This window comes from Enterobacter sp. Cy-643, assembly GCF_011752815.1.
In the GTDB taxonomy this organism is placed as follows: Bacteria; Pseudomonadota; Gammaproteobacteria; order Enterobacterales; family Enterobacteriaceae; genus Cedecea.
In genome coordinates, this window is the sequence record NZ_VWWV01000002.1 from 988,785 (window position 1) to 1,012,091 (window position 23,307).

Sequence of the window (23,307 nt, forward strand, 5' to 3'; positions counted from 1 at the left end):
GGTGAGGGTAAAAAACGCTGATTCAGGCTATAGGCTGCACCGTCTCTCTTTTTTTCAGGGCCGCAATCATTTCGCTCAGTTCAAATTTGATCACCGGCTGGGAAATACCGTATCCCTGAAAGAGATGTACCCCGGATGCCAGCAGCAGCCTTAATTTCTCGCGGCTATCGATACCCTCGGCAACGCAGTAACTTCCCGTTAATTCACAGTAGTACGCCAGGCTTTTGATCAGCGCCAGCGCGTGGGGTTCATACTGCGCGTCGGCCACGACTTTGCGATCCAGTTTGTAATCGTTAAACCGCACCGCCCGCACCGGGAAATAAACGCTGCTCTGCGAAAAGCAATCATCAAGCATCACCCGGTAACCCTGATGCTGAAGTTGGGTAATAAAGAACCGGCTCTCCTGATGCTGATTCAAATTCAGATCTTCTGAGATTTCCAGCACCAGCCTGTCCGTCCAGAATGGATTTATCAGTCGGGCGCTCAACTGTTTAATAATGCCGAACAGACTTTCGCTGTTTGAAATCGCGGCCGGAATATTGACGGCAAAATAATACTCTCCCTGGTACTGATTAATACCGCCCACCGCCTCTTGCAGCATAAAGGCCGTTAACAGCCGCCACGTATAGCCGGAGCGGATCTGTGGCAGAAATTCTGCTGGCTGGAGGGTTTGCCCGTTTCGATGCCAGCGGGCCAGGATTTCCAGTCCTTTGAGCTGCAGCCCACCGTTCACAATAGGCTGGAATACCGGGTAAATATGGCGATTGTGGATGGCATAAACCAGCTCCCTTTCAAACGGTGAAAGGGCAGCCAGGGTTCCCGCTGATGCCCCTTTTTTCTGCCGTTGGCTCGCCATCGGCGCTTTCTCATGCAGCAGCGGATGAGCCATTTTTTTTAGGCCAGACATGCGCTGTACATAGAGCGTCTTATGGCTGACGCCTCGCCGTTTCGCCTGCTCCTGAATCGTCTGCCCGGCGAGGGAGTCCACCAGCACATCCAGCTCTTTTCGGGTCAAACCTTCGGGCCGGATCTGGCTCACCAGCTCCTCTTCAACCGCGTGTTTTTTGAGGCTCACGCAGTTGTCCCAGCCACCCCGCAGCAGCGCGGCCAGGCTGGCGCTGGGCAGATCGGACGGCGCCACTCGCACGCCGCTAAGATAACCGTCTTTTTTCACTAACTTCTGCAGCGAACGCCAGATCCATGAGGCTGAGCTTCGGCTCAAAATGAGCATTGATAGCTGCCCATCGTGGCGATCGAGCAGCTGCGCCACCTGCCGCAAGACGACAAGCAGCCAGCAGGGTTGATCGGGCAGATAGACCACAAACCGCGCCCCGCTCTCTTCCCGCAATCTTTCTTCCCCTAAGCCTGGGAAAAATACCGCCCGGGTTTGACCTGCGGCTAACAGATTCTCAAGCCCGCACGCCATCATGTTGCAGGGCGAGAGAATGTAGGTCACGCGCTCGCTTATTTTTCCAGGCGTGCCGCTACTGGTAAACAAACGTCACCCCAACGATCGACTGCACATTACCCGCCGTAACCTGCCCGGTCGTTCTCGCGTAGGTCGCAGTCAGCCCCAGATTAACGGGGGTCGTCCCTACCGTTCCCAGCGAAACGGTGTTAGCGCTGCCGGCCGCCAAAGCGGCACCATTTCGCAAAAGCTGAACGCCAATTCCCTGAGCAGGCGAGCTGGCAGAGGTATTGGTGAAAATTGAGCTATCGCTGCCCAGCGTGTTGCCAGACAAAAAGTAACCAATTCTCTGGTTTTGCGCGCAGCGCACGGTGACGGGCGCGGGCGCCGTGCCCGGGTAATCAGGCAGATTCACCGTCACGTTACGGGCGGACACGTCACAGCCCCCGGTGGGCACCACAACATCGTTGTTGGCGTAGATATTCCAGTTGATGATCTGGCGATTCCCGTTAATGGAATCTTCTTTTTCCAGAATAAGCTGAGCAATCATAGTGTTGGCTTTAACCACTACGCCGCTGGCGGTGCTGATAGGCGTTAAATACAGCACCGCCTGCCAGCCACGATAATCCCCCCAGGTGTGGTTCACCCAGGCGGTTTCCGTTGTGGTCGGGAAAGGATATTGCACCCCGAAGTAACCTAATGATCCTCTGAAAGCAGAGAGCACGCCCTGATACGCCGAGCCGGATCGGATCCTTACCGGATCGGTATATTGGGTTGGGGCGTCGTTTTTGCACTGAATCGACTGGGAAAGATCGACCACTAAGTTTTGCCCTGCCGAAATGGACGGCACAAGATTAACATTGACGTTCACGGTGCCGGAGCCGCTGATGGATGTCCCCAGCGACTGGCAGGTAAAGGCCTGGCCTGCGGTTGACCATCCCAGCCCGGCCAGAGTGGCCAATAACGCGATGATTTTTTTCATTCCATCCTCCTTGCGATCAGGACCAGGTGTAAGTGACATTGATCACCGCCTGAATGGTTCCCTGGGTAGTCCCGCCGTTGACCGTTATCGCTCTGACCTGCAGAGGAAAACTCGTCGCCTGACTGCCGGCATCCACCGAAACGGTTTTATTGGCACCGTTATTCAGCGTTGCCCCGCCGTTGTCCCGCAGCTGGAGCTGGAGGTTACGCGCCGTGCCCTGGTTGGCGTAATACCCCGTCGCATCCGCCGTGCCGCTGAACGTCGCGGTCACTTTAGAGGTCCCGACCGGGCAGTTGGTCAAGCTCAGGACAACATCATGCCAGGCAGATGAAGCACCGGCCTGCACCAGGCTAAAGGTATAGAGATCGCCCAGATCGACCGTCGCCGTGGGAGTCGAAATCGTGCAGGGCTTTGCCACCACTCTGCCGTTTACGGTAATGGTGACGTCATCCGCCTTTGCCGTGGCAGAGAGCACCAGCAGTACTCCGGCAAGCACCCTCCCGGGTAGAATCCATTTCATGTCCGCCTCCGGTTACTGAAATTCAAGTGTGAATATTGCGGTCGCATTTACGTGCCCGGCGGTGACCGGCAGCTGCGTTGCCATCAGGCGCGCATAAAAACCCAACACGTTGGTCTGGCCGGGCACCAGCGTGGTCCACTGAATTGCCGACGATCCCGCGTTGATCGGCATCGGCGTCCGCGCGCTGTTCAGGATTTGTATCCCCATGCCTGCCGCCGCCGCCGCGCCGCTATCCAGCTTTAATAAACTGGTGTTGACGCTATCCGCCACGCCGGTAAAGCCCACTTTCACCGCGGTAGCCAGGCCGCCACACGGGGAAAGCACGATGCGAAAAGGCACCAGCGCGGTGGTCGCGCCCACCGCAGAAAACTGTTTGGCCGGGTTATTCATCAAATCGACGGTGAAATCTTTCGACTCCGCCGCAACCGCGCAGGCGTTGTCCCGAACATTGCCACTAATCGTAATGGTGCTGTCTGCCGCATCCGCAGCGGCGGCGAACAGTGACAGGGCGATGCCGACGATATAAAGAGATTTAGTCATGCTTATTCCTTAGCGACACAGCGCCGAAAGCGAGCTCAGCATCTGCTTCTGGCTCTCTTCACCCAGACGGTAGTCCGCCACGCAGCTGGCATCCGGCCCGTCTCCCCATTTGGCCAGCACCTTGCCCGCCAGCGGCATTCCGCTCAGGTACACCTGCCCGCCGTCGGCCACAATGCTGCTCGCCTGCAGGCCTTCGGCGGTCACAACCGCCCCGAAAGGCACAGGCTTGCCGTTGTGGGTCAGCGTCATAAGCATTTTCACCCCAACCTGTGGCTTGAATTCCGCGCGCACCACGGCGCCGTGGGTGGGCACCACGTTGGCGACCGCATCCTGAAGGTCTACGTTGTCGGCCAGCGTGTTGGTGTCCAGCGCGATCCTGTTTTCGCGGTAATCGCTGGCATACGGGAGCACGGCGTAACCGCGCCAGTCGGTACGAACCCCGGTTTGGTTTTCGACTTTTACGTCTCCGGCTCCGGGGGCTTTCACCAGAACGACCGTGCTGTTCAGCGGCTGACTGAAAGTCACACCATCCGCATGCGCCAGTACGCCACCGCTCGCGCCGTAGTAAACCTGTTTCATGCCGTCGCTGCGGCTGTAGCCCACGTTCGCGTTGCCGTATCCGCCGCGGTAGTTCAGTGCGGCATAACCTGTACTGCTGCTATTCCCGTGCCCGCCGCCCGCATAGCCGGTCTGCACGCTATAGCTCAGGTTATTGTCCTTCAGCAGCGTGCCGTACAGCCCGGCCAGGTTGGTCATCCGGCCATTAAGATCGTGTGAGGCGCTGTAGCTGGCGTTGGCATTACGCCAGACGGATTTGCTGTCGGAACGCAGCCAGTGGCTGAACGGGATATTGACGTTTACCGCCAGCATCTGGTCACGCCCGTCCTGCCAGGCGTTTTTCGTCAGGCTGTAGCTGACCGTCCAGTTGATGTCATCCACGGCGGTGTTTAACCCCACCTGCATCTGTTCGTCGGCGCTGCTGCTGTTCCAGTAAGTCTGGTGGCTGCCGCTGAGATAAAGCGTTGTTGTTCTGCCCAGTTGTTGGGTCAGGCTCAGCTGCACCCTGCCGCGCTTGTTGTAGGCGAGGTTGTAGTAGTCGGTAAACTTAGGTTTAACCTGAATCACGCCGTCCTGCGTTTCCACGCGGTAACCGCTCATCCGGCTGTAGGCACTGTCGGCGAGGGTAAAATAGCCGCTGGTTGAATACCGGTAGCCCACCAGCTGGATGTTGGTGCCCAGTTCATTCAGCGATTTGTTATAGAGGAAGCGCAGCGATTGCCCCTGGTGTTCGCTGTCATCGGCGAGCCTGGCGTTGGCCTGAGTGACGTCCATCGACAGCGCCCCCAGCGCCCCCATGTTTTTCCCTACGCCCAGGTTGACGCTGCGGTAACGGTCAGCCAGCTGGCTGCCGCCATAAAGCGTCCAGCCATCGGGCAAACCCTGCAGCACCGTGCCCTGGAAGAACTTAGGCTCTTCCTGCTGGCGGTTGCCGCTGCGATATTCCCCGGCCGTCAGTGAAAAACGCGTGCGCCCTTCGCGCTGTAAAACAGGCACGGATGACCACGGCACGCTGAAGATCTGGCTGCTGCCGTCGGTTTCTTTGATAGTGACCTGCAGATCGCCGCCGCTAGTGGCAGCGTAGAGATCGTTAATCGTGAACGGGCCTGGCGGAACGGTGCCCTGATAGATTTCATAGCCATTTTGTTTGACGATGACGTGCGCCGTGCCCCGGGCAATACCGCGAATCACCGGCGCAAAGCCTTTCATGCTGTCGGGCAGCATATTATCGTCGGAGGCTAATTGAGCCCCCCGGAAATTGATCCCGTCAAAAATATCGCTGTCGGTATAGCTGTCGCCCAGCGTTAACCGGGAGCGCAGGGAAATAATATCGCGCTCAAGCCAGGTGTTGACGTGCTGCCATTTGTTTTCGTTCGCTGAGCTGCCGCCGCCGCTGTTGTAGCTCCAGGTGGTGTTGTCGCGCAGCCGCCATGCCCCGAGATTGATCCCGCTCTGAAGATTCAGCCAGGCATAATTGCTGTTGCCACCGCGATCGTTTTGCACGCTATTGCCGGTAAAGTTGTAATTCAGCAGGCCGGCGTTAATGCCGTTATCCCAGCGTTCAGGCGGGATATAGCCTCTGGCCCGGTTGCCCATAAACGCCTGCGGCACCGTCAGGTTGAGCCTTTGGAGACCAACATCAAACCCGGCGGTCGCCTCAGGAATAAGTTCAGTCATCGGGACGCAGGCGTCCGACGCCAGGGCGTTCATGCCGGCAATGGCCGCCACGTCGACGCCCATTCCGGCCCATTGCTCACGCGTCAGGCAGGGAGCAAGGCCGCTGCTGCTCTTTGCCGCATCAAATTTGACGTCCCGAGTGGCGACAAATCCCTCGTTGAGATAAATATCGACGCGATAGGTCCCCGGCGGCGCTTCCTGACCACTTTCGAAGCTGGACAAATCAGCCACCGCGGAGGGATCGTCGGCTAAAAAGCGCGGGTTAAAATAGAGATCCGCATGGGCGGAGCAGGCTTGCATAGCGATGAAAAGCGCCAGCGGCGTTTGTACCAGAGTAAAAAAAGAAGCTAATTTGCGCCGCGGACGACGGAAGCCGAAACGCGCTAATCCATATTTTAGATGTGACATTGTCCCTCCGGTCCGCATTCGCCCGGCAGTCAGTTCTTCGTTGTTATTTAACGCAGGACGGCCTGTCCTGAATTACTGCATAACGCCCTGCATCCGTGGCGTTAGCGCCCCGTAGTCGTTAATGGTTTGGTAAGTGATGTTGGTCCCGGCATCGGCCGGTAGCTTCACGGAGGTTTTTCCCATCGGCGGAACAAGCGCATTGTCCAGCACGCGGGTGCCAGCATTAATATCCGTCACCGTCAGGTAATACGGGGTGGGATTGTTGACTGTCAGCTGGCCGTTGCTGCGGCTAAAGGTCAGCTTTTCTGCCGCTTTTTCCGGGGCCAGCGCCAGGTTATCCGGGCGGTAATAAAGTTTGATTCGGCTGATGATCGCCAGCTGGAGGGTGTTCTCATTCAGCTTTGATTTTTCCATGGATGGAATGGCTTTCACGTTCAGCCAGAACAGGCTCTCCCGATCCTTCGGCAACTGATTATTGGTCGCATCTAAAATGCGTAACGTGGTTTCTTTCTTCCCTTTGATGGCAAACAGCGGCGGGGTAATCACGAACCGGCTGTCTTTATCGCCATTAGCATTTTCTACCCACGACTGAATGAGGTAGGTACTTTTTTCATCGTTGCTGGTCACCGCCAGCTGAACCTGCTTTTGCCCTTCAGGATAAATAACGCGAGTCGCGCCTAACGCAACCCCCGCCTCTGCACGAGCCATAAAGCCCATTGCCGCAGCTATCATCATCGCCGCCAGTAAACCGCGACCTCTTAGTAAGCTTTTTGTCACGCTCACACCTTTGTCCTTGTCGTTGTTGTTTGTGTCCACTACACCAGGGGCCAGGCTATAAATAGGTCAAAGCAAACCAGGCCTGAGCGTTTGCCAGTCCCCCGGTAACCTGATGCCCGGTGGCGCGATATTTGGCGATAAAATGGAGAGTGTTTGGCCCGGCGTATATCCGGGTCCAGGCCTTTGCAGGGACATTCAATGGGATTTGGCGCTCCTCGGCATCAAAAAGGGCAACGCCCACGCCTTCAGCTATGCCCGGTCCCTCGCCCACCGAAAGTACCGCCGGATTTTTACCGTCGGCCACGCCCATAAACGCCACGCCAACGTGCCGGCTAACATTGGTATTACAGTCCTGAAGGTGGAGCGCGAAAGGCACCGGGTCGCTGTCTTCGCCTGGCGCGTGGAAGCGATTGCTGCTGATCCTGCCCATTTCGACCGTCATTTGGCGGTCGCCCGCCTCCACGCGGCAGGATTCGGCAACGATCGTGCCCTGGAAGCGCATATTGCCGCCCGGCAGCATGACATGCGTTCGGTTACCGGCCAGCGCCAGGGATGGCAGGAAAACGCTCAATAGAATCAGCTTGATTCCTCTCATCATTATCACCTTCAAATCCGTAGTAGATGACGGGCCGTCCCTGGCCCCGAGTGATTTCCCTGTATGACTGACTGATTACTCGTACTGAACTTTAAAGGTCGCGTCCGCGTTAGCGGTACCGGCCGTAGCCGCACCCAGCGCGATGTAACGGGCCTGCAGAGGAATAATATTGGTGCCATCGTTCAGCGTGGTTTTGGCGCTGAAGGTTGCCCCATCCAGTGCCAGCGGTGTGCTGGTGCTGTCGAGAATTTGAATCCCCACATTAGTCGCACTGCCCGCCGCAGGGCCCTGAATTGCCAGCGTGTCGGTCTTGCCGGTGACGGCTACGCCAGAGAACGCAACGGAGGCTTTGGTGGAAACAGTGGTATCGCAATCGTTCAGTTGGATGTTGAAACCTACCGCAGAACTGGTGCTACCTGCCGCAGCCAGTCGGGCAGAACGAACCTGGCCCAGTTGAACAGTCTGGTCCACCGAACCCGCATCAACGGCACAGGCTGCGTTAACAATTTCACCTTTGAAATGAACGGTGCCACCGTTAACCGTCACGGCATAAGCCGCCCCCGAGCTCAAAGAGAGGGCTGACAGTGCAACGAGAGCCAGATTTTTGATTTTCATAATTTATTCCTTTAAACAATTTCACTAAAACGAATCAGAACCGGCAGTCGCTATGCCTTCCATAAGACCTATGTTTCAGCTTCACGAAACGATCGCCTATTCACATAAGCTCGCCCCTAAGAGAGCTACCCTCTCAATATTGGTGGGAGCCGGGGTGAAATATTAATAAAGTATCCTGACTCGTCTTTGAAATTATATTTAACAAAACATCAATATCATCACATTGCATTGATTTTAAATGTTTTTTATATTTCATCCTATTAGGATTTTTCCCTAAATTTATTCTCAATAGCGCTTTTGAAATTAATTTCTATTGACATTCCACACGTTGTAAAGAAACTAGAGAAGAAACAGGAATGTTGACTAACAATTCAAAAAAAAGACTACACATAAAAAACAACAGGGATAATTTCGCTTAAAATAATTATAAAACACTCATTGCATTGAATTTATCGTTAATATTACAGGCGAATAACCCTCCAGAATTTATTAAAAGGAACTTAATATGCAACGTTAATCTGGCATCACCCGCAAATCTTAGTTTGCACATTTAAAAAGTAATACCTGACGCAGACATCTTTCATGCTGCGCCGGCCGGGCTTTCACATATCAAAAAACCTCTGGCGAGGATATACCACGCAATAAAACCTATTGCATCGGGTATAGAAAATAATGACTAATGGACAATTGATATGAATATAACCTCACCGTTATTGCCTGTGCCACCTCAACATTCCCACGTTGAGTTTGTTTATCATATACTTTCTGCCTGTCATTTTTCCGCAACGGGTCTTTCTGAGTTGCTTCATGAAAAGGGAATGAATACCAAACTGATTAGCCCCGAGAAAAGCAGCCGACTTATTTCTAAAAATAATGAAAGCGATGAATTTAACCATCTGATAGTTTTTATTCCTGAAGATCCTTTTCAGATGCTGATGACGCTGAAGAGCCTGATATCGCTATTACAAATGCATCACCATAAGATAAATATCCTGATCATAAGTGGGCTATCATCGTCCTGGCTGTTTAGTTATTTTAAAAATGTGATGCCGCGAAAATCGAATCTCAGTACCATCAGAGTAGTCAGCATTTTTACCAGCGTGGTTAAACTCAGAAATACGCTGCATAAAGACCTTAAAAACATTCCCACGCTTGTCTCGCTTGCCAGGCAGGAAGAACGCAACGGCGGTTTGCGCCATGAAGGACTCACTATCCATGAGGTCAATACGCTGCTGGAGCTTTTTAGCCCGTCCGGCCATGAAGATACCGCGGCAATAAAAAGCTTCAGTACTAAAACGCTCTATAACCTGCGTTCAAGTGGGTTAAAAAAGCTGGCGGCCATTCACCCGATGATGTCCAGACTGTTGCCTGGCCGGCATCGCAAAGCACAGCGCCAGTCGAAGCCCAAGGGATTAACGACCAGAATGCTCAGCAGCGAGGAGAGAAAAATTACTCATGCCCTGCAGCATGGCCTGATCTTCCCCGTTTTCCAGCCCATTGTAGACGGCGAGATGCAGATAGCGGGCTTTGAGATATTTTGCCGCTGGTACACCAACGGCAACGTATTGTTGCCGAAAGACTTTTTCCATGAGATCAGGACGCGAGAAACGTGGATCATGCTCACGGCCTACATCATCAGAGAAGCCGTGGTGAATATAAATAACTATGCGGGGAAATTGGAATTTTCTGTCAATATTCCACGGGTTCTCACCGAGAGTGCTGCCCTGTTTAAAATTGTCGAGACGGCCAAAGCTCAGCTGCTTGATCAGGCCTGGATAAGCCGCCTGGTGCTGGATATTAACGAAAATGTGGATTTAAGCTATGAGTCTAAAACGGTAACGGTATTAAATCAGCTTGCCGGGCTGGGCATAAAGCTTGCGCTGGATGATTGCTTCGCTAAAAATAGCGTCACGTTTCCAGTCAGACAGCTAAAATTTAATAGCTATAAGCTGGACCGCTATATCGTAGAAAACTTTACGAGTAATCTCGATGATAAACATCTCATTGATGGCTTAATCTATTATGCGAGCGTGACAGGTAGCCAGTGCGTGGCGGAAGGTATCGATAGCCCGCAGAAATTCATTATGCTAAAGCAAATGGGCGTCAGTTTATTTCAAGGGTATTATATTTCGAAGCCGGTGCTCCGCGAGGAGTTAGATGCGTTAGTTTTCCGCGGACTTCAACAACCCCAGACATAAAATGTCATTCGACTTATAAAAACGCGTCTATTATTCGCATTTTTTGCAGACAGGAATAGAACATTCTGTCTCAGATCCTTTATTTATTGGCAAGCTGGGGATTAACAAACCCCCTGCCGTATGCACATATTATGAATAAATAATCAATGCAGAGTGCTCATTCATTGCCACAGCGCTATTCAGATTAACTACGCCCCTCTCGAAGGGATCTCGTGAGTGGCGCTTCCCCTGAGAACCAGCGCTCAGATTTACAAGAATAATAGGTTTAGAAACCAGAGCTAAAAGTGCGATTAAAGCCCGTTTAAACGGGCTTTATCCTACTGAAAGGCCTACTTTTTCAGATACAGCGCTGAGTCAAAAAGTGGTTTCTGCTCCTTCACGAAGGCATCCACAGATTCAACAGATTTAGCGTACAGATGCGTGCCAACCGGTAAATCAACCGTTTTCGTCCCAAGTACCAGGGTGAATACCGGCTGATATTCGCTGCGGTACCTTACTGCAGTGGTGATTTCTAATTTTGCTGCTTTAGTCAGCTTCAGACTTTCTGCCGTCGTTTTCTCGTCTTCTTTGCGGCCTTTATTGATTAAATTCGCCAGTTCGGTGAGCTTGTCTTTCAAGTCGTCTTTATAATCATCTGCATTAGCCTGCGCCAAAAATTCCTGGTTCGCGACGTTGTCATCAAAAATCATTTTCACGGAGACGACTTTGTGCTCATCGTAGATGTTGCCGAGCTTCACTGAACCGCCGGTGACGGAAATAATATTTTCACTCTTAAATAAAACCGAACCGGAACTAATTAAGGATGAAACGATAAGCGCAGCCCCAACGATGGCGCTGCCAGCAAGAATTGACTTCATTATAAATTCCCTGAGGTATTTTTAGTGCCGGAATTATAGAGCACCCGAGCCGTTATTTAATAACAATATAATCTTGTTGCTTAAGTCAACGGCACTCACTAAATTAACGGCATTCATGTTAGTTCCCCCTTTTACTACGAATATGGACTGTCGGTAATGAAACGCAAATACCTCGCCTTTGCTCTATTCCTTAGCCTGCCTGCCGTAGCGGCTAAGCCTTCGCTCATTGTCTGCGAGCCACAAGATAAGAGCTCAACGACTTCCTCTGAGATTTGGCCCGCGCCTTATCTGGATAACGGCCAGCTGTGTTTCAATATGCAGGCAGATAAAGGCAGCACTTGCGTGGGTAACGGCCAGACAACCCAGTGGATGACCGAAGCGGTGATCGTGGACATCGGCGGTGAACCCCAGGGCCGCGACGATACCTGGTTCCGGGTAGTGCAGCCGGTCGTCAATGACAAAGAGATCGCCTATAAAATCGAAGGTTCACGGGACCAAAAAACCTGGGGCCTGGTTTCCAATGTGGAAATCAACCGCCTTACAGGTGGCGCGGTTGACTGGTTTGTGGCCGAACACGGCGGCACCGCGTACCAATGCCACCTGGAAGGCCCGAAGATTTAATGTCTAGCTGAGGTATAGCGGTCGAATTAAACGCTATGCCTCTGGTTGTCTTATAGGCTGTGCGAACGCATTAATTTCTGTCGTTCGATAAGGTTGCCCATTTTGTCGTAATAGCGGCTAAGCCAGATCTCCGATGGCACCCTACCTGATACCTCGGCAATAATATGCTCGCCTTTAATCCCACAGTCAGACACAGCGCACACAAAGCTTTAAACAAGCACTGGCTGATATTTATGCATTTTCCAACGCCGTCTTACAGCCGTAAGACAGCATGTATTCAGGAGGACGGGCTAGCGATTCACCCCAGGTAACGAGATAGTCAGCTCAGCCTGCTTCGCCCTGGAAACACAGGGTGTCATACAGCTTTTTCGCTCGCTTTGGCTTAACACCGAATCCCGGTGATCGACTTCGCCGTCATAATCTACCCTACACTTGCCGCAGACGCCGGTTTCACAGGCAGATTCCAGCTGAATGCCGTGACTTCTGAGCGCATGGAGCATAGTTTCCTGCGGCTCCACCTGAATTTTTTGCCCCGTTTCTCTGACGGTGACGACAAAAGCGCTCTCCCCGCTTTGCTCTGCGGCGGCGAAGTTTTCAAAATGGACATAGTCAGCATGCCAGTGGCTGGCACTCTCTCTCACTCGCTGCACAAAAGCGGGGCTTCCGCAGGTATAAACGTGAGTCCCTCTCGCGTGAGTGTCCAGCAGCTGGTTGATATCCAGCGGGTTATCGAGCGAGTAAATCAGAACATGTTCTACATATTTTTCCAGCTGCGGCCTGAAGGCAAAGCTGCCCACATCACTCACACAATAGTGAAGTTCAAAGGTTTCTTCCCGGGCCAGGGCTTCCTCTATCATCGGAATAAATGGCGTGATACCGATCCCGGCGGCAATAAAAATATGATGTTTATCCCGGGCCATGCTGAAACAGTTCGCGGGCTCAGAGACCGTTAAAATATCCCCTGGCCTGGCGGTTTGATGTAAATACTGAGAGCCGCCGCGGCTATTCTGGGCGTGATTGACCGCAATGTGATATTCGTTTTCAGCCCATGATTCACACAGGGAATAGGCTCTCGACAGGCCGTTGGGGAGCTGGAGAAGAATATGCGCCCCCGCCGAATATTCAGGTAAAGCCCCATCGTCAACGCGGCTCAGAATAAAACGCTTAATCCCTTTAAATTCATCCACAATGTTGATGATGCGCATTTCAAGCTTGCCGCTGCGGCCCGACAGCCTTCCCCCCCAATCCTCAACGTCATTATTTTCAAGGCGGCGCTGAAAGACGCTTTTGACTTCGTCTCCCAGCGGCTCAAGCTTCGCCAGCTGCCCGGTTATCGCCAGGTTGTCAGTTTCGGTATAGAGGTAGTGCAGTATTTGCGCGATGCTCCACTGCGGCCAGGCACGCACGATCACCTCGATGGGATCGCCAGCATGAATCATCCCTTCTTTCAGGACGCGGTAAAACCAGCCTGTTTTACCGTGATCCTGCACAAATCGGGAAAGCCTAGGTTGTTTAAAGCGGTGATTGAGTTTAAAGCAGGGCTGCCTTGGCTGAGTGACCTGGAGGATTGCCGTCCCGGCCCGAACAATATCCCCGACGCACATATTGCTTTCATTCATTCCGCTGGTGACCAGATTTTCACCAAATCCGCCCGGAACGAACAACGAACCGGAGCCAGGGAACCGGCTGGCCAGAGAAGCATAATGCGCAGAGTCATAGTGCAGAATTGCCCGCTCTTCCCCACCATGGAAGGTTTCGGCCTGTTTGTCGCCGCTAAAACCGGTCAGGGTGACCTGAACACTGTTCGTCGGGTGCTTATCAATCCCGGTCCTGACCGAGAATAACTCTTTGACTTCACCTTGCCGTAATTCATCAATGATTGTGCCAGGGTACACGGACATGCCTTTAATGTTGCCGGATTTATGCCCCCAGTGTACCGACTTCAGTGCTGTAAAAATTTAGAACAACTGACTAATAATTGCTAAAAACGGTCAAACAAAGCCAGAGAATTTCCGTCAGGCCTGGCCGATATAGCGCTTCGGAGACTTCCCCAGCGCCTTTTTGAACATGGTGATAAATGCGCTCACGGATTCATAGCCCAGCTGCTCTGAGACGGATTGCACGCTGCCCCCCGCCAGCAAACGTTGAAGCGACACCACGATATGCAGCTGCCGCCGCCACAGGCCAAATGTTAGCCCGGTTTCTTTCACTACCAGCCGGGTGAACGTTCTTTCACTCAGGGCAAGAAAAGCGGCCCATTCCCTGGCGGTTCTTCTGTCGGCGGGGTCGGCCAGCAGCATGCTCGCCACTTGCCTGAGCCTGGCGTCTTTGGACAGCGGAAAGTTCAGCCGCTCGGCTGGCATTTGCGCCATCATGGAAAACAGCAGATTAACCAGCTGACGCGTCTGCTCTTGCCCCGCCTCTGCCGGTGATATCCTGGCTAAATGAAGGATCATTTCCCGTATCAGGGGGCTGACCGCGAGCGTGCAGCTTTTTTCCGGCATGGCGGCGCGCGACGTTTCAATAAACACAAAGCAGAACGTGGCCGAAGCTGCCGGGGAATTCCTGTGCGGCAAACCGGCGGGGATCCACATGGCTGACTCGCTGGGCACCATCCATATTTCATCCTCGACTTCGCAGGTCATTGACCCGCTCACCGGCATAACCAGCTGGCCGCGCCGGTGAGAATGCAGCGGCACGTCGAATGCTAAATCTGGTGCGGTGAGAAACAGGACATCGATCGGCGCCCCGGACGAGTCAGGGTCAAAATAATCCATATCATGCATATTTCAGGCGCCCATTAACCTCAGAAAAGAAAATATTGCCCATTCGGTTCGCAGAGATCTTACCCGTTATTACCGGCCCACCCGGTAATCTGATTATCAATTTTTTTATCAATAAACTCGATGACGCTCCCTGCCCCCGCCTTGAGCAACAGGGCCACACACACCGCAAACACCAAAGTGATGATTATATTTCTGCCTTTCATCGCGCTACCTGTGTCCTTCTGTTGGGATGACCCTCCGCCATCGCCGCTATTCTAATGGCAATCGGGTTCAGAAGAATGAGCATAAACAGGTAGTTTTTTGCGGCGGCCTGGCTGAGGGGGAACAATTGATCCTGACCCCGAAGATGATCCGGACATCATCAGGGTCAAGTTTCGTCTGGTCAGGAAAGAGGATGAGAGAGTGCGGGAATATTACAGGGAAAAACCGCCGTCACCCACTTGCGCTACGGCATACCATTTCATCAGCTCAGCCGCTCCCGGCGCGTTTTCGGCGGGTGCCCATGGAGCCATATCTTGCTCAGCTACGGGCTGGTAAGCCCCCTGTTTTACCTCAAAAATTACCCCACCTTTATCCATCGACAGCACCGCATGCCAGGTCCCGGCATCCGTCTCCAACACTTTGCAGTCTTCACCTAACACAGCGCGCTGGGTCACGTTGCCATTGTCATCAAAATGCAATACCAAAAAGCGCCCGCTGAGGGATGTCAGCAGCTCAAACGTGTGCGGATGGCGGTGAGGCCGCACATAGGTCCCCGGCTCCATAGCAATAGCCAGGCGCTGAACAGGATCGCTCAATTCAGGATGGAGATTACGATTGGCACGTAAGCGAGGGGAGTTTGCAGCCTGCTCGCTTTGTTCTTTTAGATCGCTGAACGTAATTTGTTTCATATTACCCTTTGTGAAAGTAGGTCGCTCGCGGCACCGGGAGCCCGGATGTCGCGACGTTTTATGCTATACAGCCGATTAGCCACGGCATTCGCAGAACAAATCTCTGCCAGGATTATAGACGCTGGGGCTGATGTCCCATAGCCCCCAGAGCGGGTCTATTTACAATGCCGTCGGCGTTCCGGCCGAGGTTTGCTTCTGCCTGGCCACGTGCTGGAAGTCAGTAAAATGCTTTTTCATGGAGATGTCCTCACGTTACCAATGAAGACATTACTCACATCGTGGTGTGTCGATCAACGAGGGGCAGGTCACGTCGCGACAGATGCGAGTCTCATATCCCGCCCCGAAAAGAGGGGCAGATGTCCGCGGGGCAACAGGCTTCAGGGTCCCCCGCCATTAGACGAATTTAGTTGGGTTCACTGCTCGGAATTTGCAGGCTGCTGGAACTTTCATAAACAAACCTACACTCAGCTTCAGCATTCAGAAAAACCATTGTTATTGTTACAAAAACCTAAGAATTTGAATTATTGATTCACAGAATCAATAAATTTTATAGCCAGAGGTCATTATGCGCCCTAACCTTAACCTTAAAATACAGCTCCCTACCCAGCCTTCAGTATCTGGCTCCACACAACGAACGCAACTAGATGCCAGAGCGCACCTCGAAGGCTCATTTGATCAAATTAAAGCTGAAATGCAGCGTTGTATACCAACCAGATTTTCTCCTTTACATTCTGCTCCAACTTATTTGACGGCTCAAAGCAGTATGCAAAGTAGTGCCCCAGGTTGGCGCATATCACATTCTTTGAGCGACGTCTTTATGCACGTTACACGGAACGAGTCCCAAAACAGCGATAATCGTTTTGTGGGTGATAAACTGCATATCAGCGTCCATCCAGGCCAGGTCGGTAAGGCATTTGATACACTGGCGCCACTATTGATGTCGAAAGAAAGTCCTACAGAACAGTGGAAAGTGACTAATATGGCTCATCCTAACGTCATAAGTGCCCCTGATAACAGGACAGTGAAGAATGCACAATTTACTCTTTATCTAAAACCGGATAAGCCTGATGGAACCTACAGCTCTGCATATCTTCAGAAGGTAAAAGATTTAATAGAAACGGCCGAATCCGGGCTAAGCTATAACGGAATAAGCCATAGTCAGGATAAGCCATCATCAGATGCAGCAGCGAATAACTGGGGATTTACATCATGGCGCAATGAATATCAAAGCAGCCGTAACGGTGATATTCAACAGCAGAATCAACAAAAACATGAACCTTTTTTTAAATTAATATCATCCTGATCATCAATACGTTATAGGTTTCGGACAAGGACGCCGAAATAATAAAAGTTTTCGATTATATTGCCTCGCAGCGCCTACCACAGATACCTTCAACATAAGCAAACCGGCTGGTAAAACACAGCTGATAACTTGATCCTATTCATCTGCCTGTTGGTTGTGAAGGCTCTCAGCATATGCAGTTGCATCATCAGGATTATCGAACATGCCCAGATGTCTGCCAGTCCTCATAAAGTTATCAATGGCTTCATCGTCAGACATGATTCTTCCATCATCACTAACGGTTGGAATTAAAACCTCTCTGCCGTCAATGTTGGTAGACATGCTTCTAACCATGCCTATGCTTCCATCCTGATTTTTTTACAACGGGACGATTGTGAATATCAATGTTTCCTTTTTCTATTAGGGCTCTCGGATATGCCGAGTAGAAAGCTTGCTTAGCTTGCTCCGCATTATCCCCGGCCTTAGGAGCAACTACGTCAATGAAATACTGCTCCTGAACCTGCACTTTCTGCTCTGGTGCCAATAGCTGATATTGCTGAGAGGGTGAGTGGGTTTCTGCGTCGGCTGACTTTGCTTGCCGCCACCGATGTTTACGTTGTACTGCAGGTTATAGTTATCGGTGTACTCCTGATTTCCGCGCATTGATTCCTTCAGTGATTCAGGACTTGAGTAATCAACCTGTAAGGTTCTTCGTGATCAGGCTGGAAGGCATAACAGGTGGGTATTTGTTCACACTGAATCATCAGTTCGACCTGACGGAACGCGAACGAAGGAGGTGAGGAAAATGCGGAGCGATGCTAACACCGCCTGGCGGGCTGCGCTAAGGAGAGCAGGTATTGAGAACTTCAGATTTCATGACCTAAGACACACCTGGGCTGGCTTGTTCAGTCTGGAGTGCCGTTAAGCGCTTTGCAGGAAATGGCATAAATATGGCACAAGGCGGTTTTTCTGATTTGGTGAATATCGCGTGAACCCGCATGGTTACTGGTGCGATAATAGGAACATAACACACCCCACATAACCATTGATAAATATAGATATTTTCTTGTTTCATCTTTATAAATGCCCCCTTTTATGCCCCCACCTTGTTTTTCATGCGACTCGATGAGCCTTTCATCGAGTCGTCAATATCATTAATTTCGATAGATATACCTCTACTCATCCAGGTATCTTAGGGCCGTGATTGATTAAGAATAATATTGCTTACGGTACGATACGTCACTTTGTTTACCTATGACGTACACAGTCCTATTTACGACTTTAACATCCAGACTTGTTGAACCATGAACGCACACACAATCATCGAAGCTAGGAAGTAGGTTTCTATTTCGTTAACTCGTGAAAATCGCTGGACATAGTGTCAAGTAGCTGTTTTCGCAGTGTATCAGCATCTTTTTGCCATTTACTGAGTTGTCGAATGAATACCTCACAATCCTCTTGTGTTCGACGCTGATCCTTCAAATCTTTAACCATCTCGCCAGCACGCGTAATCATGAAAAAATCATAAATATCGTTTTGAAGCTTCGGGACAATAGCATCCCATTTTTGCCATTCCTGATAATGATGGAAGCGTAAGCCGTGTTCGCATCTTCGCCCTTTCTCTCTATCTGGAGCTAATTCACTGTTATCTAAAAGGTCTTTGTCTTCAGAAAGTACTTGAATAGGGATCCGAACCTTTGACCGAGTCGGAGTGAGTAATAAAAGCCGGGACTGAACAAGCCCACTAATAAAACCAGCATAATTAATAAGCTGTGATAAGACCTCATCACAATCAGCAGAGAGCTTCTCCAGCCGGTCAACACGGATCTCCAGCTCTTTCTTACGGATTTCACGATTAAGGGTAAACCTGGCAGTAAGCCAAACTGCCAAGAGGGAGGCTGCTGGGGTTAATAGGTCTTTCAATTCAAATGCCATTCTGCTCTCTCATTACATTTTAAGGTATAGTTTACCGTAATTCACTGATGCTAAAGGCATTCAAGTTTCTCAGCACATCCCTTGTGTACCATGATAGGTCCTCTTTCCCCAAGATGTTGCTAACAACATCTTCTTTAAAAGGGATCTCTAGCAGGAACGAAGCTGGCTTCTCAAGATTTAGTCCAATAAGTTGACCACTGCTAGCCCAATGCGCTTCTAGCCGGACATTCAGGTTTTGCCACTCAACATCTCGGCGGGTTCTGTCTTTTTTAAGCGAATAAAAAAATGCAGACTTGCCATTAGGTGTTGGATGATTGTCCATCAGCATTAAAAGAAGAGGGATGCCCCATTCCGGGAGATAGCTATAGCGCCAGATCCCAAAACTATCAGCGATCCTGACCAAACGGATGAAGGACTTTTGATCAAGTTTTCCTTCGCCTCCACGTAGCGACCTACAAACTATCCATGCTCGACAAAGGCTATCAAATTGCATGAATTGATTTCGGCGAGATGCAGCGATTTTTGTTGATACTGTCTTGTCATTCCCGGAAAGACCTGTGAAACGTTGAGATCTAGACCCCAGAGGGCAAAACTCTCCGTTTTCTGGCGGTGCTGAATGAGAGAATCTGGGGATATAGTCGGGGTTGGGAGTGACTAAACCACTATCATGAACTTGCTCGCCACAAGCGATACAGCGTAATGAAGGGTACCTATCTCGAGAAATTCCTTTTACCTTTTGTGCAAATTTTTCAATATAGATTTCAACCCAACAGCCTTTCTCCAGAATTTCTGCTTTATCCATAATGTATTTTATTAAATATTGTTGATATGAAGGAAGTACGTCAGAATTGCAGTTTAAAAAAGAAGCAGCAAGCAATTTTTCTTATCTATACAGTGATGCGATTTTTGTTCATGGCTAACCTCCACTAATTGTGTTTAACGCAAATGCGCCCACCGTAACTAGTTGGGGCATTTGCAATTAGTAAAATAGGGGCTGTAAATCACAAACACTGCTCGCAAGTTTCAGGGGATCGAAGGAGGAAGGTTTTGCCGCAGCAGGCCGATTGCCTGTCTCGCCCGCAAAATATCTACCGCCAAAAGGTAAAGTGACTGCTCCTGACAGTTAAATCCTCTGCGATCGATACGGACCAGTTGGTACTTTTCCACCAGAAAGTTAACGGCATTAGCCAGAGTGATACCGGCATCGATATGTTCCTGTATGACGGTTTCATCACAAAACGTCGTATCGCTCAGGGTTAGACCATAGTATTGCTCCAGCAGGTGTGTCAGTAACATTTGCCAGACTGCAACGGGCGACAGACAAGGCTTCGCCGCCCGCGAAATTGTAGCAGATAGATTTTTCATGTTTGCTCTCGTGAAATTTGTTAGCGTTGAGTGGGATAAATGGCGATGTATACGTAGCCGCAACTACCAAGGGTATCGGCTTCTCAGGTGAAACCGTTGTGGTACAGGGTGACACAGTGGGCATGGCGAGGATTCATTTCACCAGTGGTCAACATCGATTCCATCTGACTGATAAAATGCGGGAATGCCATATCTAACTTACGACTATCAACGTCACTGAATTTACCGGTAATGCTCGCCCGGTCAGCCAAATAGTGCAGTCGCTTACCTTCCTGAACCAGTCTTGCACCAAAGCGTGGGGTGATATCACTTTGTAGTCCCCATTCATGGGACGGTGCTGATGGCATAAAAACCTCCGTTTAAAGCAAACCCCGCTCAGCAAAAGACACTACATCATTCCCAACCACAAGGTGATCCAGCACCCGCACGTCTACCAGTGCCAGCGCTTTCACTATCCGCTGAGTGATGTGTTTATCCTGCTGGCTGATTTCTGCCGAACCCGAGGGGTGGTTATGGGCCAGGATGACCGCAGCAGCGTTATGCCTCAGGGCCGATTTAACCACTTCTCGGGGATGGACTTCGATATGGCTGAGTGTGCCGGTAAACAGTATTTCCCGCTCAAGCAAACGATGCTGGTTGTCGAGATACATCACGATAAAAACTTCACGCTCCTGATGAGCGAGCTGTAGCTGAAGCCAGGTTTTGGTGAAGCAGGTGGAGAGAAACTGTTCACCCGGTTGCCGGTGGTATTTCTCCAGTAATCGCAACGCACGCCGGATCACCCGCTGTTCGTTTGCGGGAAATACAGAGGGCAGATTTAATACAAACATAATTGTTCCTTAAGATAAAAAGTCCCTTTGGTTTCCTGACAAGGCCTGAAGGATGACAAAAAGAACCATAAAACAAGCTGTGGCATGTTCTAAGCCATTCCCCAAAGGACACGACTGAGCTTCACACTGCCATCGATACCTTTCACTGTGGTACATGGGCACATTTACCTTCAATCGTTGGGAAAACGCCTTATCGGGCAGAAAAGAAAAAGGGCTGTTCCTCCCTCAGGAGGAACAGCCCTTTCAGTACAGTGAAACATGGCAGATAAAGATGAGAATTTGCTTTTAGTTCAGATTTTAATGCACGTTTTATTCCAGCTAACTTTCGCAGATATATTCAGTCAGCCCACACACTTAAAATGCCCGATACACAAAAACAAGCATCATGAGCCAGAGATCAGCGGAATAAATTATCAAAGGCTGTTTGACTCTTTGACCCCATCCTCTGCAAGCGAATGACTAATATTGTTCGCCACCGTAGCAGGATCCAATTTAATTTCGGCCAGAAGCTTGCCAGTCTCCGGTGTACCTTTATACACGTAGAGCGATGCCAGTGGCTCACCGGAGTCATTCGTTCCTGCCGAAATCTGGTAACTGGTATCACCATTTTTGACCGTAAAATCCTGAATACTTATCGCCTGATTGCTCTGATAGGCATATGAAGTATTTGCAACCGGCACAGTGATATCCATCTCTTTGCTTTTTGCACCCGTTTTTCCGAAGGAATATGAGACTGATGGAGCAACAATGCAAATTTCGACTTCTTTTTTATGGTTTGCTGTCTGAGCGTAAAATACAGGTTTTGCACAACGCTGGCGAAGTGCATCCGATGTGGCCGCATGTGTAGCTGATGTAGTAATGCATAAAGCTACAGCACTCAATGCCAGGCTGCGGGTAATTGTATTAACTATACTCATTTTTTCACTCCCCTGTTTCCGGTAATACGACATAAATCTTTCTGCCCCTGACCTCAATTGTCACAGGCTCCTTAACACCCGTATTCATTAACGCCTGTGCCTGCCAAAAACGCCCCTGAACCTCTTCTTTCATATCAGTGATTCGAATACAGCGTTCATCAATCCCCTCGTCCTGCATGATTTTGGTCACAACCGTACAGGCACTTTGAGCCAGATGTTCAGTCCCCGACTGCCGGTTGAACAGGTATATCACCACTAAAGACAGAACTGTACATAACAACCAGACCTGCATCAGTCGCCAAGGTTTATCCTGCATCTGATCGCGCTGGCGTAGATATACTGCCGGAAACCAGAACCAGAGAAATGAGGGCGGCACAATCCCCTGTTTCATCTGATTAACCCGGTCAAACAATACCCAGACCAGAGCCAGAACCATATAAATAATAAGAGCTACATTCTGAGGGAAATTCAGGTACAACACGACCCAGAGCGCCGGAAGTACAATTGCCAGACACCACGCGAAAAGATCCTGGCGTAATAATGGATACGATTTCATTGATGAGTCTCCTGACGAAAGTAAATGTCAGGCAGCCAGAGTATAAAACGAAACATAGAATATTCCTTTATAAACAGTGAATAATTGAAGCTAACAACAGAGAAAAAACAGATATGCAGCGCAGATCGTACTGGCTAATCGGAGAGTGGGATAATTGTTAATTCAGATCGATACACGGAAATTGATCGCCCACATCTATCAATTAAATCGATCAATATTTAATTTTTAATAGCCACCAGCTATTTAATGGCGTGATTTTGATCGTTAAAACAGATCAAACAGGCATTAAAAAAGGACACATTAGAAGAAGAAATGCCAGACTGCGCGGATAGCTGACAGGACATGCCTGCGAAGCAGCCGCAGATGTCGTGCCAGTTTTCCAGGTATCTGCGCTACCGCCATAGCCTCATCAAACACCTCGCCCGTGGCACGGACGAAGCTATCCCTTGCTGTCTCCCGAACGCGTTCTGTGCGTAACTCCGGGGCAAGATGTCGGGATACTGCACTACTGCTGTTCGCCGGTAATGCATAAATCAGTGCTTCCACCCACAGTTCAAGATTGTAGTTTTCCATTGCTGATACGGCGATAACAGGATGGACTAACGCAAACAGAGTTTCAGCTAGCTCAGCTTTGGCACAGAGATTGGCAAACTGGTGGGAAGAAGGGTGATGCTTTATACCGTCCCATTCGCGGCATGGCTCCATTTTATCTGCCTGGGTAAGGACAAACAGAAAACGTTCCGGAGCGGCCCCTGAGTTGATTAATTCGCGATAACACCGCAAGTCATCTTTCCAGGCCCGCTCGTCTGCTTTAAGCGCCCATACAATCAGGTCGAGCCTCGGGGCCCACGTCTGGTAGAGACTGTAAGTACACCCGTTTTAGTTCCACGCACTTTTTGAGATTTCCGGGTTTTCAGTTATCAGCCGGTATTCTTCCGGCGTCAGGTTATTCAGGGATTCATGAGGGCGCTCGTTGTTATATTCAGCCAG

At 50.5% G+C, this 23,307-nt stretch carries 24 protein-coding genes and 3 pseudogenes; 4 read left to right on the top strand and 23 right to left on the bottom strand.

Annotated features, from left to right (window positions below; all coding sequences use genetic code 11):
• Positions 1 to 22: 22 nt before the first annotated feature.
• The 8 genes from F3J29_RS12945 to fimA form a co-directional block, all read right to left on the bottom strand.
• Entirely contained in the window at positions 23 to 1,498 is a 1,476-nt protein-coding gene (locus F3J29_RS12945; protein ID WP_353620554.1) for an EAL domain-containing protein, read from the bottom strand.
• Positions 1,485 to 2,390 (bottom strand): fimbrial protein, encoded by a 906-nt coding sequence (locus F3J29_RS12950; protein WP_166866580.1) that lies wholly within the window; start codon positions 2,388 to 2,390, stop codon positions 1,485 to 1,487. The genes F3J29_RS12945 and F3J29_RS12950 overlap by 14 nt, the downstream gene beginning before the upstream one ends.
• Before the next feature lie 16 nt (positions 2,391 to 2,406).
• On the bottom strand, positions 2,407 to 2,910 hold the full coding sequence (fimG, locus tag F3J29_RS12955; RefSeq protein ID WP_166866582.1) for a type 1 fimbrial minor subunit FimG: 504 nt from the start codon (positions 2,908 to 2,910) through the stop codon (positions 2,407 to 2,409).
• A gap of 12 nt (positions 2,911 to 2,922) precedes the next feature.
• On the bottom strand, positions 2,923 to 3,450 hold the full coding sequence (gene fimF / locus F3J29_RS12960; protein ID WP_166866583.1) for a type 1 fimbrial adaptor subunit FimF: 528 nt from the start codon (positions 3,448 to 3,450) through the stop codon (positions 2,923 to 2,925).
• 9 nt (positions 3,451 to 3,459) lie between these two features.
• Positions 3,460 to 6,093 carry a fimbrial biogenesis usher protein gene (locus F3J29_RS12965; protein ID WP_166866585.1) on the bottom strand — a complete coding sequence of 878 codons (2,634 nt, stop codon included), beginning with the start codon at positions 6,091 to 6,093 and terminating at the stop codon, positions 3,460 to 3,462.
• Positions 6,094 to 6,165: 72 nt separating this feature from the next.
• The gene (locus F3J29_RS12970; RefSeq protein ID WP_502706559.1) at positions 6,166 to 6,870 is read right to left on the bottom strand and encodes a fimbria/pilus periplasmic chaperone; all 705 of its coding nucleotides are present in this window, start codon (positions 6,868 to 6,870) and stop codon (positions 6,166 to 6,168) included.
• A 55-nt stretch (positions 6,871 to 6,925) separates the two neighbouring features.
• Complete coding sequence (gene fimI, locus F3J29_RS12975; RefSeq protein WP_166866697.1) at positions 6,926 to 7,465, bottom strand: type 1 fimbrial minor subunit FimI; 540 nt, start codon at positions 7,463 to 7,465, stop codon at positions 6,926 to 6,928.
• Between the two features lie 75 nt (positions 7,466 to 7,540).
• On the bottom strand, positions 7,541 to 8,080 hold the full coding sequence (gene fimA, locus F3J29_RS12980; RefSeq protein WP_166866587.1) for a type 1 fimbrial major subunit FimA: 540 nt from the start codon (positions 8,078 to 8,080) through the stop codon (positions 7,541 to 7,543).
• An 818-nt stretch (positions 8,081 to 8,898) separates the two neighbouring features.
• Here fimA and F3J29_RS12985 point away from each other — a divergent pair.
• Positions 8,899 to 10,278 (top strand): EAL domain-containing protein, encoded by a 1,380-nt coding sequence (locus tag F3J29_RS12985; RefSeq protein WP_166866589.1) that lies wholly within the window; start codon positions 8,899 to 8,901, stop codon positions 10,276 to 10,278.
• Positions 10,279 to 10,607: 329 nt separating this feature from the next.
• Here F3J29_RS12985 and F3J29_RS12990 read toward each other — a convergent pair whose 3' ends face one another.
• A complete protein-coding gene (locus tag F3J29_RS12990) occupies positions 10,608 to 11,135 on the bottom strand; it encodes a hypothetical protein (RefSeq protein ID WP_166866590.1) in 528 nt (175 codons plus the stop codon).
• Positions 11,136 to 11,291: 156 nt separating this feature from the next.
• Between F3J29_RS12990 and F3J29_RS12995 the strand changes: the two genes are divergently transcribed.
• A complete protein-coding gene (locus F3J29_RS12995; protein WP_166866592.1) occupies positions 11,292 to 11,756 on the top strand; it encodes a hypothetical protein in 465 nt (154 codons plus the stop codon).
• Between the two features lie 50 nt (positions 11,757 to 11,806).
• Here the strand turns inward: F3J29_RS12995 and F3J29_RS13000 are convergent, their stop codons facing one another.
• The 4 genes from F3J29_RS13000 to F3J29_RS13015 all read right to left on the bottom strand — a co-directional run bounded on the left by F3J29_RS13000 (position 11,807) and on the right by F3J29_RS13015 (position 15,432).
• Positions 11,807 to 11,959, bottom strand: a complete 153-nt coding sequence (locus F3J29_RS13000) for a helix-turn-helix domain-containing protein (RefSeq protein ID WP_166866594.1) — start codon at positions 11,957 to 11,959, stop codon at positions 11,807 to 11,809.
• 87 nt (positions 11,960 to 12,046) lie between these two features.
• The gene (locus F3J29_RS13005; RefSeq protein WP_166866596.1) at positions 12,047 to 13,657 is read right to left on the bottom strand and encodes an MOSC domain-containing protein; all 1,611 of its coding nucleotides are present in this window, start codon (positions 13,655 to 13,657) and stop codon (positions 12,047 to 12,049) included.
• A gap of 114 nt (positions 13,658 to 13,771) precedes the next feature.
• Positions 13,772 to 14,533 (bottom strand): AraC family transcriptional regulator, encoded by a 762-nt coding sequence (locus F3J29_RS13010; RefSeq protein ID WP_286175368.1) that lies wholly within the window; start codon positions 14,531 to 14,533, stop codon positions 13,772 to 13,774.
• Between the two features lie 422 nt (positions 14,534 to 14,955).
• Positions 14,956 to 15,432: a WbuC family cupin fold metalloprotein gene (locus tag F3J29_RS13015; protein ID WP_166866600.1), complete on the bottom strand. Its 477-nt coding sequence runs from the start codon at positions 15,430 to 15,432 to the stop codon at positions 14,956 to 14,958.
• Between the two features lie 565 nt (positions 15,433 to 15,997).
• On the opposite strand from F3J29_RS13015, the gene F3J29_RS13020 reads away from it, so the two are divergent.
• Positions 15,998 to 16,735 carry a type III effector gene (locus tag F3J29_RS13020; protein WP_166866602.1) on the top strand — a complete coding sequence of 246 codons (738 nt, stop codon included), beginning with the start codon at positions 15,998 to 16,000 and terminating at the stop codon, positions 16,733 to 16,735.
• A gap of 135 nt (positions 16,736 to 16,870) precedes the next feature.
• Here the strand turns inward: F3J29_RS13020 and F3J29_RS13025 are convergent, their stop codons facing one another.
• The gene (locus F3J29_RS13025) at positions 16,871 to 17,056 is read right to left on the bottom strand and encodes a hypothetical protein (RefSeq protein WP_166866604.1); all 186 of its coding nucleotides are present in this window, start codon (positions 17,054 to 17,056) and stop codon (positions 16,871 to 16,873) included.
• 352 nt (positions 17,057 to 17,408) lie between these two features.
• Here F3J29_RS13025 and F3J29_RS13030 point away from each other — a divergent pair.
• Positions 17,409 to 17,656: pseudogene (locus F3J29_RS13030) on the top strand (tyrosine-type recombinase/integrase); the annotation flags it as partial.
• 402 nt (positions 17,657 to 18,058) lie between these two features.
• On the opposite strand, the gene F3J29_RS13035 reads toward F3J29_RS13030, so the two are convergent.
• The 9 genes and pseudogenes from F3J29_RS13035 to F3J29_RS13075 all read right to left on the bottom strand — a co-directional run.
• Positions 18,059 to 18,649, bottom strand: coding sequence for a hypothetical protein (locus tag F3J29_RS13035; RefSeq protein ID WP_166866605.1), 591 nt, complete (start codon positions 18,647 to 18,649; stop codon positions 18,059 to 18,061).
• 31 nt (positions 18,650 to 18,680) lie between these two features.
• On the bottom strand, positions 18,681 to 19,451 hold the full coding sequence (locus F3J29_RS13040) for a hypothetical protein (RefSeq protein WP_286175369.1): 771 nt from the start codon (positions 19,449 to 19,451) through the stop codon (positions 18,681 to 18,683).
• Between the two features lie 221 nt (positions 19,452 to 19,672).
• Positions 19,673 to 20,014 (bottom strand): TA system toxin CbtA family protein, encoded by a 342-nt coding sequence (locus F3J29_RS13045; protein WP_166866608.1) that lies wholly within the window; start codon positions 20,012 to 20,014, stop codon positions 19,673 to 19,675.
• 20 nt (positions 20,015 to 20,034) lie between these two features.
• Positions 20,035 to 20,361: pseudogene (locus tag F3J29_RS13050) on the bottom strand (type IV toxin-antitoxin system YeeU family antitoxin).
• A 12-nt stretch (positions 20,362 to 20,373) separates the two neighbouring features.
• Positions 20,374 to 20,844: a RadC family protein gene (radC, locus tag F3J29_RS13055; protein ID WP_166866610.1), complete on the bottom strand. Its 471-nt coding sequence runs from the start codon at positions 20,842 to 20,844 to the stop codon at positions 20,374 to 20,376.
• 413 nt (positions 20,845 to 21,257) lie between these two features.
• The gene (locus F3J29_RS22760) at positions 21,258 to 21,761 is read right to left on the bottom strand and encodes a hypothetical protein (protein ID WP_286175370.1); all 504 of its coding nucleotides are present in this window, start codon (positions 21,759 to 21,761) and stop codon (positions 21,258 to 21,260) included.
• 4 nt (positions 21,762 to 21,765) lie between these two features.
• Entirely contained in the window at positions 21,766 to 22,317 is a 552-nt protein-coding gene (locus F3J29_RS13065; RefSeq protein WP_166866611.1) for a hypothetical protein, read from the bottom strand.
• A gap of 300 nt (positions 22,318 to 22,617) precedes the next feature.
• On the bottom strand, positions 22,618 to 23,022 hold the full coding sequence (locus F3J29_RS13070) for a GTPase family protein (RefSeq protein WP_166866613.1): 405 nt from the start codon (positions 23,020 to 23,022) through the stop codon (positions 22,618 to 22,620).
• Between the two features lie 174 nt (positions 23,023 to 23,196).
• A pseudogene (locus tag F3J29_RS13075) lies at positions 23,197 to 23,307 on the bottom strand (integrase); the annotation flags it as partial.